At 75.0% G+C, this 12,548-nt stretch carries 10 protein-coding genes; 8 read left to right on the forward strand and 2 right to left on the reverse strand.

Going from position 1 to position 12,548, the window contains the following annotated elements:
* Positions 1 to 21 precede the first annotated feature (21 nt).
* Entirely contained in the window at positions 22 to 1,179 is a 1,158-nt protein-coding gene (locus tag ACFYO5_RS35140; protein WP_388716964.1) for an NUDIX domain-containing protein, read from the forward strand.
* 43 nt (positions 1,180 to 1,222) lie between these two features.
* Complete coding sequence (locus tag ACFYO5_RS35145; RefSeq protein WP_388716967.1) at positions 1,223 to 2,008, forward strand: PIG-L deacetylase family protein; 786 nt, start codon at positions 1,223 to 1,225, stop codon at positions 2,006 to 2,008.
* Here the strand turns inward: ACFYO5_RS35145 and ACFYO5_RS35150 are convergent.
* Entirely contained in the window at positions 1,997 to 2,518 is a 522-nt protein-coding gene (locus ACFYO5_RS35150) for a GNAT family N-acetyltransferase (protein ID WP_388716970.1), read from the reverse strand. The genes ACFYO5_RS35145 and ACFYO5_RS35150 overlap by 12 nt on opposite strands.
* On the reverse strand, positions 2,515 to 3,954 hold the full coding sequence (locus tag ACFYO5_RS35155; RefSeq protein ID WP_388717179.1) for a hypothetical protein: 1,440 nt from the start codon (positions 3,952 to 3,954) through the stop codon (positions 2,515 to 2,517). Before ACFYO5_RS35155 ends, ACFYO5_RS35150 begins: the two co-directional genes overlap by 4 nt.
* A gap of 252 nt (positions 3,955 to 4,206) precedes the next feature.
* Here ACFYO5_RS35155 and ACFYO5_RS35160 point away from each other — a divergent pair, with 252 nt between their 5' ends.
* The 6 genes from ACFYO5_RS35160 to ACFYO5_RS35185 are packed head-to-tail and all read left to right on the forward strand — an operon-like array spanning position 4,207 to position 12,545.
* Positions 4,207 to 5,415 carry a DegT/DnrJ/EryC1/StrS family aminotransferase gene (locus ACFYO5_RS35160; RefSeq protein ID WP_388716973.1) on the forward strand — a complete coding sequence of 403 codons (1,209 nt, stop codon included), beginning with the start codon at positions 4,207 to 4,209 and terminating at the stop codon, positions 5,413 to 5,415.
* On the forward strand, positions 5,412 to 6,848 hold the full coding sequence (locus ACFYO5_RS35165; protein WP_388716976.1) for a hypothetical protein: 1,437 nt from the start codon (positions 5,412 to 5,414) through the stop codon (positions 6,846 to 6,848). The genes ACFYO5_RS35160 and ACFYO5_RS35165 overlap by 4 nt, the downstream gene beginning before the upstream one ends.
* Positions 6,841 to 7,569 (forward strand): phosphoribosyltransferase, encoded by a 729-nt coding sequence (locus tag ACFYO5_RS35170; protein ID WP_388716979.1) that lies wholly within the window; start codon positions 6,841 to 6,843, stop codon positions 7,567 to 7,569. The genes ACFYO5_RS35165 and ACFYO5_RS35170 overlap by 8 nt, the downstream gene beginning before the upstream one ends.
* On the forward strand, positions 7,478 to 10,453 hold the full coding sequence (locus tag ACFYO5_RS35175; RefSeq protein ID WP_388716982.1) for a methyltransferase domain-containing protein: 2,976 nt from the start codon (positions 7,478 to 7,480) through the stop codon (positions 10,451 to 10,453). Before ACFYO5_RS35170 ends, ACFYO5_RS35175 begins: the two co-directional genes overlap by 92 nt.
* Positions 10,450 to 11,235 (forward strand): HAD family hydrolase, encoded by a 786-nt coding sequence (locus tag ACFYO5_RS35180; protein WP_388716985.1) that lies wholly within the window; start codon positions 10,450 to 10,452, stop codon positions 11,233 to 11,235. The genes ACFYO5_RS35175 and ACFYO5_RS35180 overlap by 4 nt, the downstream gene beginning before the upstream one ends.
* Positions 11,232 to 12,545 carry a hypothetical protein gene (locus ACFYO5_RS35185; protein WP_388716988.1) on the forward strand — a complete coding sequence of 438 codons (1,314 nt, stop codon included), beginning with the start codon at positions 11,232 to 11,234 and terminating at the stop codon, positions 12,543 to 12,545. The genes ACFYO5_RS35180 and ACFYO5_RS35185 overlap by 4 nt, the downstream gene beginning before the upstream one ends.
* The last annotated feature ends 3 nt before the right edge of the window (positions 12,546 to 12,548 follow it).

Below are 12,548 nucleotides of genomic sequence, written 5' to 3' on the forward strand. Positions count from 1 at the left end.
CCCTTGCCGCTGGAGGACTCGGTGACCACCGAGAAGGACACCCTCGACATCTGGAACACCTACGGCACCCACCAGCTGACCAGAGGACTTCAGCTGCCGGAGCTGGACCGGTGGGACTGGGGAATCCCGGAGACCGGCCCCGGCATCAGCGTCCTCGGAGAGGTGGCGGGACTACGTGTCCTCGACCTCGGCAGCGGCCTCGGCCGGCACGCCGCGCACCTGGCCGCCCTGGGCGCCGAGGTCACCGCCGTCGACGCCTCACCCGCCCAGCACCAGCGCGCCCTCACCCGCTACCCGAACCACCCCGGCCTGCGCCTGGTGTGCGCCGACGCGGTGGCCCACCTGCGTGCTGCCGACCCGTACGACCTGATCTACTCCGTCGGCTCCGTGCCGTACCTGGACCCGGGCCGGCTGGTGCCCGCCCTGGCCAACGGGCTCAAACCGGGCGGACGCCTGGTCTTCTCCGCGCTGCACACCAACTCCGGCGGCGCCGGGCCCTCAACCGAGGTGACCCCGCGCCCCGAGATCCTGCGGCTGCCCGGCACGACCGAGGACCACCCGGTGAACATGTGGGTCCTCAGCGTGCAGCTATGGGAAGACCTCCTGGTCCAGCACGGCCTCACCCTGGAAACGGTCACGGCGATCGACTCCCCGACGGCGGACAACGCGGTCTCCTACCGGCTCTACATGGCCCGCCGGCCGGAACGCGTGCCCAGCCGCCCCCGCACCAACGCGCCTCCCCCGCCGAACACCGCCCTCGGAGTCGGCGTGATCGTGCACGGCCCGGACGGCATCCTGCTCGGCCAACACCGGCGCCGTACCTGGGAGCTCGCCGGCGGGACCGTCGAACCGGGTGAGACCTTCGCCGAGGCCGCCGTCCGCGAGCTCCGCGAGGAAGCCGGCCTCGTGGCCGAGCCCGACGACGTACAGGTGCTGGGCACGCTCCTGGACCGGGTGGGCGACGTCGTACGGCTGACGGTGCCCGTCCTGGTCACCCGCTGGTCCGGCATTCCCCAGCACCGCGAGGAGGCCATCGGGTCCTGGCGGTTCTGGCCTCTTACCGCGCTACCCCAGCCGCTGTTCGTTCCCAGCGCCCAGTGCCTGACCGCCTGGGACGCCACCCTCCCGCTCGATCACCCGCCCGCCCACTTCCAGCCGTACGCCTCCCCCGGCCGGTAGGCCGCCACCGACGCGACCGCGTCCGACAGAAAGGGCCTTACCCGTGCCTCCGTTCTCTTCCGCGCCCCGGCCTTCCCTGCTGGGCGTCTTCGGCCATCCGGACGACGAGTCCCTCCTGGCCGGCGGCATCCTCGCGCAGCACGCCGCCGCGGGCGCCGCGACCGCCGTGGTCACCGCCACCTGGGCGCCCGACAGCCACCGGGCCGGTGAACTCGCCGACGCCCTGGACATCCTGGGAGCGGGCACGCCGCGCATGCTGGGATTCGCCGACGCCCGCATCCCCGACTCCGCGCCCAACCGGCCCCGGCTCTGCGACGCCCCGCTGAAGGAGGTGGCGGGGCTGATCGTCGAACACATCCGCGCCGTACGGCCACAGGTCATCGTCACCCACGACGCCTACGGCCAGCTGACCGGCCATCCGGACCACCTCCGCACCCATCAGGCGACCCTGCTGGCGTTCCACGCCGCGGGCCTGGAGCACCTCTACCCGCAGGCCGGGGCCCCGTGGCAGCCCGATGGGCTGTACGCCGCGACGCACCCGGATTCGGGGGTGGGCGAACTGGGTGTGCTGTTGACGCGGGTCGGCAAGACGGTACTCAGCGTGCCGGACGAGCACGTCACCGAGACGGTCGACGTGAGCGACTGCACGGACCTGAAGTTGGCCGCGATCCTGGCGCACCGCAGTGAAGCGGCGCGAGAGCGGCCCCTTCCCGGAATCCTGTCCCGGCTTCCCGCAGCGGAGCGGGAGTCGATCATCGCGACGGAGTACTTCACCCTCCTTGGCAGGAGGCCGGCGCCGGACGGGGCGGTCCCCCGGCTATCGCGGTGAGCTGCTGCCGAGGGCCTTGGTCATGGCCCGGTTGACTCGCGGGTCGCGTCCGGCGACGTAGGAGGGACAGACCAGGTAACCGGCGCGGTGGTAAAGGGCAAGGGCGGCCGAGTTGCGCCGTCCGGTCTCCAGCATGATCCGCGTTGCCCCGCGGCTGGCGGCGTGCTGTTCGAGGCGTTCGAGGAGGTACCGGCCGATTCCGTGGCCGCGGGCGACGCCGGAGACATACATGCGTTTGATCTCCGCGGTGTGCTCGTCGAGAAGGCGTACGCCTCCGCACCCGACCGCCTCTTCGCCGACGTGCGCGAGGAGGAACAGGCCGGCGGGCGGGTGGAAGTCAGCCTCGGGGGTGGCGTCCGGGTCGTCGGCGAAGCCGTACAACGTGTGCTGTTCAGCGCGGAGGGCCTGGGTCAGGCGGCGCGCGTCCGGGTGGTCGTAGGGCGCGGCGGTCACGGAGGGCGTCAGGCGTATGACGGCCGGGGCGTCGGAGGCGGTGGGCACGAAGGTCATGTAGCCGATAGTGCCCTGTCGACGGCGGTGAGCGCACGGGCGCCGTCCGGCGCGCGCATACGGGCGCCGGCGGAGCGGCGGATCCGGCGCAGAAGGTTGCGGCAGCGGATGGACTGCACGTCGGGTACCCGGTCGGCGAGTTGCAAGAGGGTGGCTGCGGTGGCTTCAGGATCGCGGGCAATGAGGTGGGCGTGCGCGAGGTGGATGCCGTGCAGGAGCGCGGAGCGGGGGAATCCGCTGGTGGGGCCGTGGTCGGTGAGGGGGGACAGAAGCATGGTCGCCTCGGCGAGCAGGCGCCTGGTGTGGGCGGGGTTGGTGGCGGCGAGTTCGACGAGGGCGTGGCCGGCCTCGGCGGAGACCTGTTCGGGGGTGAAGTAGTACAAGGAGGGAGGGTCGTCGTCGCGGCGGTGTTCCAAGAGGGTCCGGCAGCGGTCGGTGGCGTCCCGGAAGGCGCTGATGTCGCCGGCCGCGGCGTGGGCGGTGGCCATACGGCCCCAGGCGCGGGCGCGGACGACGGGGCTGCTGCGGGCGGTGTGGTCGACGGCGGCTTCGGCGTAGCGCAGGGCGGCGGCGGGCTTGCCGGTCGCGGCGTGCTGGTAGGCCAGCATGCCAAGCACGTTGGCGACCGTGGTGGTGTCGCCGGCGGCTCGGGCGAGGCGGATCGCGAGGAGCTGGTAGCGCTGGGCAGCCGCGTTGAGGTCGGCGTCGAAGGCCATCCACCCGCTGAGCTGGGCCATGCCGCTGGCGGTGGCCAGGAGGCGGGTGCCGACGTCGGCGGTGTAACTGCTGCTGCGGACCAGGTCGAGGACGCCGGCGAGTTCGATGCGCACGTACCGCTGGGACAGGGCTCCGCCTCCGGCGGTGTCGTCCAGCCGCCGCAGGCGGCCGAGGTGGCCTTCGAGGACGTCGACGAACGCGGGCAGGACCTGCTCCTGGGTGCCCGGTGCGGCGGTGCGCAGCGGGCTTTGCCGGGTGGCGTCCCAGACGGCGCTCAGGAGCTGGCTGTCGCCTGCCGGGTGGAGGATGGCTTGCTCTTGCGGGTCGGTGGCGGTCCACGCGGTGGCGGTGGCCAGGACGTCGGCGACCGAGCGGCGGCCGACGAGGTCGTCGGTGGCGGTCTTCTCGGCCGTCGCGCCGCCCGCAGCGGGTTCTCCCCAGAGGTCTGCGGCGTTGAAGGGTTCGCCGGTCGCCTCGGTGAGGACGGTGGCCGCGAGCCGGCGCACGGTCGCGGAGCGGGGCCGGGTGCCGTTGAGCCAGGCCCGGCCGGCGGTCAGGTGCAAGGTGGGCTGGCCGGCGGCTTCCAGGCGGGGGTTGAGGGCCCGGACGAGATCACGGGGTGTCCACCGGGCTGCCCGGAGGGCGGCGGCCAGGGCGTGGTTCGAGGGGGGCGCGGACGCCGCCCCGGCGTCCGTCGACGTCGCGTCGCGGAGGGTCATCACGCCCGGACGCTACGTCAGATCTCCTGCGTGGGGCGCGAATTCTCGGCTTTTCTCGCTCTCGCCGCGAAATTCTCAACGTTCTCTCCGGTCCCCCCTGCCGCAGCCGCTTCGGCCGCTGTGTGCTGGTGAGCCCGCCGCCGGCCGACCGCGCCGACGGCTCGGCCGGCCACCATCTGGGCCGTCGCCGCCACCTGTCACGACGCGTACGGCCGCCTACCGGCGGCCGGTGCGCGGGAGTTGGAGGACGCCATGCCGCACCGTTTCGAGCCCGGTCCGCAGCGCGAGCGGATCGCGGCGGCGCTCGCGGACTACGTTCGCGCGGGAGGGGCGCTGTCGGTGGCGGACGGCTCCGGGGTGATCGGGGAGCTGGAGCAACGGATCGAGAAGGTCCTGGGCCTGCCGGATCCGCTGTCGTTCTCCTCGGGCACCGCCGGGCTGCACGCGGCCTACCTCGCGCTGGACATGCCGCCCGGCTCGGAGGTGATCGGACCGGTCACCACGTTCCACGCCTCGCTGAGCCCGACGCTGCACGCCGGCCTCAACGCGGTACTCGTCGACGTCGAGGCGGACACCGGAAACCTGTGCCCGGAGGCGCTGGAGGCGGCGATCACCCCGCTGACCCGGTGCGTGACAGTGACGCACTACCTGGGACACCCCGCCGCGATGGACGAGATCACCCGGATCTGCCGCGAACGGGATCTGCACCTGATCGAGGACATCAGCCACGCCTACCTGTCGATGCTGCACGGGCAGCGGGTGGGGACGTTCGGCGACATCTGCGTCGGCAGCATGCAGGACAAGAAGTCCTGGCCCGCCGGTGAGGGCGGCCTGTTCAGCGCCGCGCGCCCGCAGTGGCGCGAGCGGGCGCTGCTGGCCGGCCACTACCGCGGCCGCGCCCTGCTGCTGAAGGACCCGGAGCTGGCGGCGTTCGGGGAGACCGGGCTGGGGCTGAAGATGCGGATGCACCCGCTGGCCGCGGTGGTGGGCCTGGCCAACGCCGCGGACCTGGTGGAACGCCTGGCGGCCCGCCGCGCGCTGCTGGAGCGGCTGAGCCGGGGCCTTGAGGGCCTTGCGGGGGTGCGGCCGCCGGTGGTGCGGCCCGGCGCCGGCATGGGCGGCTGGTTCTCCTACCGGCCGCAGATCCAGCCCGGCGAGCTGAAGCCGGGGGTGGACGTCGACGCCTACCTGCGGAGGCTCCAGGACGCCGGGGTTCCGGCGCACTACCCGTCGGTCGGCTCGCTGTCCGGCATGCCGCTGTTCACGCGTCCGGTCCCGCTGCGCGCGGCATCCGGCACCTGGCGGCCGCGGCGGTGCGGGCCCTTCCACGGCGAGAGCGCCTACAACGCGGGCCGGATCAGCGTGAGCGTCACCGACCAGGACACCGAGGAGACGATCGACGCCTACGCCGCCGCCTTCGCCGAGGCGTCGCAGGCCCTGGCCCGGCCGGTGGCGGCATGACCGCCCGGGCCGCCACCCCCACCGTGCCCGGCCGGGCGGGCCCGGTACTACCGGCGCGACGGCGGCTGTTCGGCTGGTCGAGGGAGATGGCCGCGCAGCGCCGGGAGCTGGAGCGCTGCTGGACGGCGGCGCTCCAGGCCGGTGACGCAATCAGCCCGCCGCCGGGAGTCGCGGCGGCGCAGCATCTGGCGGACGGCGGCGGATTCCGCCTTGCGGCCGCCCGGGAGGACCAACTTCCGGCAGCGGCGCGCCTGTTCTTCAACGACCGGGTGGTGCACGGGGGCTGGGTGTATCTGCGGGGCTTCGGCTACTACGCGGCCGACGCGCAGATGTACCTGCCCGGCCGCGCTCCCGCGCCCGGTCGGCGGTTCGCCGCCGTCCAGCAACGGTGGCCCCGGTACGCAGAGTTCGCCCGCCCGCTGGCGGAGCCCGCGGCGCGGGAACCGGCCGGGTGGTACGCGTGGCTGGCGTGGCTGGCGTTCCTGGAATCGGCGGTACAAGACGTGTGCACCGCGCGGTGGAGCGCCGCGGTCCTCGGCCACGACAAGGCGGCCGGGGTGCTGGACGAGGTCCTTCAGGGGCTTGGCGCGCTGCTGGCCGAGGCGGCTTGGAACCGGTGGCAGCCGGACAGTTGCCCGGCCGGGCCGTGTGATCCGGCCACCTGGGCGGAGCGGGCCGCCGCCCTGAGCGCCGATGCTCGGATTCCGGTGGTCCTGTGCGAGCTGGCGCGGACGCTGGAGGGGCCCGAGGTCGCGGCGGACGCGGTGCGCGCCGTGCGCGAGGGCGACGTGCTGTGGCAGATCGCCGCGGTCGCCCACACCCGCTGGCCGGCGCTGGCCGCAGCGCACCCGGGCGCGCCGGTGCTGCTGGTCAGCGAGGCGTTCGGCGCGATGGCCGCGGGCCCGGTGCTGGCCGGGATGCTGCCGGCCGGCCAGCGCGGCCGGGTCCGCCTCGCGCTCGCCCGCGGTTCGGTCCACGAGGAGGAGATGGCCCGGGTCTCGGGCACCGCGTGGCGCACCGGGCGCCTGGAGGCGGACGGGCAGGTGGTGGTGCACCTGGACGACAGCGTGTTCACCGGCCGCACCCACGCCGGACTGCGCCGGGCCCTGACCGGCGTCCCGGCCGCGGTGTACCTAGTGCCGCTGACGCTGGACGTGGGCACGCCCTTCAACCACCCGGAGGAGATCACCGCGCTCGGCCGCGGGGTCGGCGAGCACCTGGCCGGCCTGGAGACCGCCGTGCGCGCCGTGGGCGGGGCGCTGCCGCCCGCTCCGAGCTTGTGGGCGCGCCGCAAGGCGCCGGGCCCGCCCCTGGGCGCCGGCGGCGGTCCGGCGGACCGGCGGGAGGAGGCGTTCGCGCGGGTGGCGGGCGGCTCGGACCGGCTGCTGGCGCTGCTGTGGGACCGCTACGCCCCGGAGGTCCGCGATGCCTGACCGGCCGAGCCCGCAACCGTCTGCCGACGTGCCGGTGGACGAGCTGGTGTTCACCGCGGCGGCTGGCCGCCGGGCCCGCATGGTGTCCTGGCTGGCCTACCAGCAGATGGCCGCCGACGTGGCCGGGCAGATCCGCCGCGCCCACCCCGGTGCGGTGACGCTGGTGGGGATCTTGCAGGGCGGGTGGATCACCGCCCAGTCCCTGGCCGATCTCCTGCCCGCCTCGACGGTGCTGGCCGCCGGCGCCCGCCGCCGCGGCGCGCGCACCGACGGCCTGGAGCTGCTTGCCGCGGCCGACGGGCTCCTTGCCCTGGGGACGCCGCCGCCGGGGCAGCCGCTGATCGTGGTGGACGAGGTCGTCGACTCCGGCCGCACCGCCCGTTTCTTCCTCGACCACCTCGCCCCGTACGCACCGCAGTTGGCGTGCCTGGCGGCCTCGGACACCGCCGACCCGGCGCCGCACTTCACCGCCTGGTCCATGTCCGACCTGCCCGCGCTGGTCCTGCCCTGGCGGGTCCTGCGCGACGCCGACCAGACCGCCGGGTGCCTGCTGGCCGCCGGCCCCCTGACCACCGCCCAGCTCGACGAGAGGCTGCGTGACCTCGGCCATGACATCGACCCCGACCTCCTTGAGTCCCACCTCGACCATCTCGCCGCCCAAGGCCGGCTCCACCGCGACGGGAACCTCTGGCACCTTCCCGGCGGGCCGGACGGCGGCTGATCCCGCGCCCGGCAGCGGCATCGAGCGGGTGGCCGCGTTCTACGACGCGGACCCCGAGCGGGAGTGGCAGCGCACCTGTTCCGGCCCCTACCACCGGCTGGAGACCGAGGTCATCCACCAGCAGGTCCTGGCCGGGCTGCGCCCGGGAAGCCGCATCCTCGACATCGGCTCGGGCCCGGGCGTCCACGCCCTGGAGCTGGCCCGCCACGGGCACATGGTCGCCCTGTCCGACCTGTCCGCGAACAGCCTGGACAGCGCCCGCGCCCGCTTCCGCCAGGCCGGTCTGGAAGGGCACCTGCTGGGCACGCAGCACGGCCCGGCGCAGCACCTGACGCCGCCGCCGGGGCAGTTCGACGCGGTGCTGATGTTCGGCCCGCTCTACCACCTGCTCGACGACGCGGACGCCGCCGAGGCGGTGCGCCGGGCCGCGACCGCGCTGGCACCGGGCGGCCGGCTCCATGCGATCTTCCTGACCCGCACCTCGGTGCTGCGGGACCTGCTCAAGCGCGGACGCTTCACCGAGATGACCGCCCTGACCGGCGGCGGCTACCTCGACCACGGCCGCTACGAGCCGCTGCCTGCGGTGTCAGCCGACGACTACATGCCCCCCACCCGCACCCACCGCCTCACCGAGGCCGAGGACCTGCTCGCCGCGGCCGGACTGGAGGTCACAGGCCGGTACTCGCTGGAGGGCGTCGCGGCGTGGATGCGCCCCTACGTCGACCAGGCGGCCGCCGATCAGTCGGCGTTCACCGCGCTGAGCCGCGCGGTGCGGGAGACCACCCAGGTGCGCGAACTCCTCGAAGCGGGCGATCACTTCCTGCTGTCCGCCGCACCGGCCGGACTGCCGCGCCCGCGCCCCCGGTCCCGCACCGGGGCGGGACGGGCGGACGTCGTCGGGCGCCACCGCGGCGTGCTGGCCGGCGCCGACGGCCGCATCACCTTCGCCCCGGCCCTCATCCGCCACCGCGGCCGCCGCCTGCTGGCCGTGACCACCGGCCCGGCCGACGCCCGTATCTACATCCCCCGGCAGCTGCCCGGCCGCGCCCCCGAGCCCTGGTACACCGGCGGCCGCAACCGCATCGTCCTTACCGCCCTGCCCGAGCCCGGGGGCGGGCCGGTGTCCCTGGACGGTGCCCGGCCGCTGCCGGTCCCGGACGGCTGCGACGACGTCACCGGCGTGAGCCTGGCCGTCCAACAGGAGGCGCTGCACGCCTACTTCAGCGCCCGGTCCGACGGCGGGGCCTGGTCGATCTACCGCACCGTCAGCCGCGACGGCGGCACCACCTGGGCCGCTCCCCGCCTCGCCCTCGCGCCCGCCGCCGAGGACGGGGCGAGCGACGGCGAGCACGTGCTGCTGCCGGCCGTGCTGCACCGCGGCGGCGCCTGGTGGATGTGGTACGCCGGACGCGACGGCCACCACCGACGCATCCACCTGGCCACCTCCACCGACGGCATCGTCTGGCAGCGCCACGGCGTCGTCGTGACCAACGGCCCGGCCGGTGCCCCGGACGCGTACGCCGCCGACTGCCCCGCCGTCGCCGCGAGTTCCGACGGCGGCCTGCTGATGGTCTACGGCGCCGGCACCTCCCGCTCGCTTGTCGCCGCGCACTCCCGCGACGGCCTGACCTGGCGGCCGCTGGGCACCGTCCTGCACCGCCGGGGCCCCGACAGCCCGGACTCCCGCTACGCCTTCTACCCCGCGCTGCTGCCCGAGGGGGGCGGCCGGATCCGGCTGCTGTACGCGGGCGAGGACGACCAGGCGCGCTGGACGGTGCTGGATGCCGGGCTGCTGGACGACAAGCTTCTGGCCGAGCGTCCCGCTCCGCTGCCGCTGACCGACGAGATCGCGGCCGCCGTCGACCGCGTCCGCGACGAGGTCCCCGCTCCGTACTGGGAGATCCCGGAGGACTGCCACGCCCCCGCGCCCGCCTACGCCTCCACCGACGGGACACTCAACCAGCTGCGGCCGAGCAGCACGCCGGTGTTCGCCGCCCGTACGACCGCGGGCACGGTGGTGGTCAAGCCCGGTCGTGGCCGGGCCTTCGCCGAGCGGGAGCACACCGGTCTGCAGGCTCTGGCCCGGCATCTGCCCGTGCCTGCCACCGCGCTGCACTACCGGGGCGAGGACGCGACGCTGGTCTCCCAGGCCGTGGACGGTGTCCCCCTGCGGGACCTGGCCGCCACCGACCCGGGACGGTTCCTGTCGGTGCTGGGCGAGGTGGCTGCCCGGCTGGTCCACGGCGCCACCGCGACGTTGACCCCCCGCCGGGAGGACGACGTCGACCACTCGCTCCAGACGCCCGCGGTGCTGTCCGGCTGGGTGGAGGACCTCGCCCGTCGGCTGCGGCCCTGGGCCGATCACACCCTTCACCTCAACGGCGCACCTACGCAGGTCAGTTGCCGCTCCCTCGTCCACCTCGCGCGCCGCTCCCTCACCCCGGCCGCCCCGGGCGGCTGGCTGGTCCACGCCACCGGCGACCTCCACCTGGGCAACGTCCTCGTCCACCCGACCGAGCCGCGCTGGTGGGTGATCGACGCCGAGTTCGCCGGCATGCACGACCTCGACCAGACGCTGGCCAAGCTGGCCGGCTCCTGCCTGAAGCACACCGGCCTGCTCGCCGACGCCGCAGTGTGCGAACACCGCGGCGTCCTGGAGGTCACCTGCCCGCTGGCCGAGCCGTTGGGCGGACAGCTCCTCGGCACGACCTGGCTGCTGGACCGGTTCGACGGCCTGCCCCTGGACCGGGCCCGGATCCTCGGCCTGCTCGTGCCCGACCTGTTCTTCCGCCTCACCCGCGACGAGAACGTCCCCGCCGCCGCCGAGGGCCTGGCCGCCCTCGCACTGGCCGCTCGGATGACCGGCCACGGAGCAGCCCAGTGACCCCCACCCCCCACCAGCCGACGCCGCCACTGCCCGCGGTCACCACCGTCCTGTTCGACATCGACAACACCCTGATCCCCACCCGCGCGATCTGGCAGCGCGCCCTGGACGCCGTCGCCGCACGCCTCGCCGGCGCCCACCCCGGTGTGAGTGCGGCCGTCATCGCCTCCACCTACGTGCAGGCCTCCGACCGGCTGTGGGGCGACTACGACCGCACCCTGGCCCCGCTCGGCTCGCACACCGCCGCCCGCCGCCACGTCTGGGAAACCGCCCTGCGCGAAGCCGGGATCGAGCTGGACGAGCGGCAACTGGGCGCCCACGTGGATGACTTCGCCCACCGGCAGATGCGCGCGATCCGCCCCGTCCCCGCCACCGTCGACGCCTTCCGGCGCCTCGCGGCGGTCTACCAGCTCGGCGTCGTCACCAACGGCGACGCCGACCAGCAGCACGCCAAGCTCGAACAGGCCGGCCTCGACCCGTTCTTCGAGACCGTGGTGTGCGCGCTGGGCAACGGCCACCGCAAGCCGCATCCCGCGCCGTTCCACCGGGCCTGCGAGGACCTGGCCGTCCGGCCCGAGCAGTGCCTGTACGTCGGCGACGAGTGGACCGCCGACATCGCCGGCGCCCGCGCCGCCGGACTGCACCCGGTCTGGATCAGCCCCACCGGGCAGCCCCCGCCCGGGGCGGCACCGACCACCCGCTTCACCAGCCTCGCCGCCTGCCTGAGAGCGCTGCGCGACCACGCCGCGCGCCGCCCGATCCGCGAAACGGAGCCCACGTGACCACCACGTCAACCACCCTCCTGCCCCCGCCCCGAGCGAACACGACCCACCCCGCCCCGCCCGTCTCCGGGAGCCCCGTCGCCTGCGACCTGCTGGGCCTGCTGCGCATTCCCGCCGCCGAGCTGCACCTCACAGCCAACGCCGGCCTGGACCCCGCCCTCCTGGACACCTTCCTCCCGGCCGCCCGCGGGCCCGCGGCGGGCGCGCGCACGATCCGGCTCAGCCGGGGCCCGGCCTACTACCACCCCCGCACGGCGCTGCCGTCCTGGGCGGCGCTGGGCGAAGCCCTCGGCCGCCTGGACCACCGAGCGCCGGGGCAGGCCCCGGCACTGCGGCACGCACTGCTCGACAACCTCCACAACCTCGCCGCCGCCGGCGCCTACACCCTGTGGCACGGCCTCACCGACCGCCCCAGCCTCACCGACGATCCGCGCCCGGCCGCGCTGGAACGCCTGCTGGAGACCGCCACCTCCACCGCCGCCGCGCTGCACGGCCACCGCGCCGCCGGCCCGTTCACCCCGCACCCCGACGACGTCGCACTGCTGCACGCCCACGAGGCGGGCTGGCGGACCTTCCGGGAGCTCGACAACCCGGCCAAGATCGGCAACGAGCTGCGCTTCCTCGCCGAACACGTCCTGGCACCCCGGCCCGACATCACCGCCGTCCTCGCCCCGCTGTACGGGTCGCTGTCCCTCGCGCTGGCCGCCCGGACCGTCCTTCCCGCCCTGCTCGGCCGGCCGATCGACGTGCACCTGGTCCGCCTCGGCTTCCACGACCAGGGCAACGTCGCCTACCTCGGCGCCGGCGGCACCGTCCGCCACCGCGCCACAGCCCCCCGCACCTACCGCGACCGCCTGACCGCCGCAGCCCGCGACACGACCCTGCTGGTCATCGACGACAACGTGGGCTACGGCGACACGCTGCGCGCCAGCCGCCAGCTGGTCGAGCAGCTCGGCGGTCGGGCCGTCACCCGCAGCGTCGAATCCGCGTGGACCCTCTACCACCGCTCCGGCCGGCACGACATCGCCGACGCCGCCGACCTGCCGAGCCTGCGCCCCAACCTGCACCACAGCCTCCAGACCCGGCTGACCGGATACCTGCTGCGCGGCGACACCAGCGCCTACCTGAGCGACGGAGCCCACCGTACGGCGGGCACGCTGCACCGGCAGATGGCCGCCAGCTTCGACCTCGCGGTGAGCACCGGCACCTGGACCACCGCCCAACTGGCCGCCATGCGGGCCGAACTCGCCCACGCCGCCTCCTGGAACGAACCGCCTGTCCCCCGCCCGGCCGCGCTCGCCGCCGCCTGAACC

This window comes from Streptomyces sp. NPDC006259 (genome assembly GCF_042870975.1).
GTDB lineage: Bacteria > Actinomycetota > Actinomycetes > Streptomycetales > Streptomycetaceae > Streptomyces.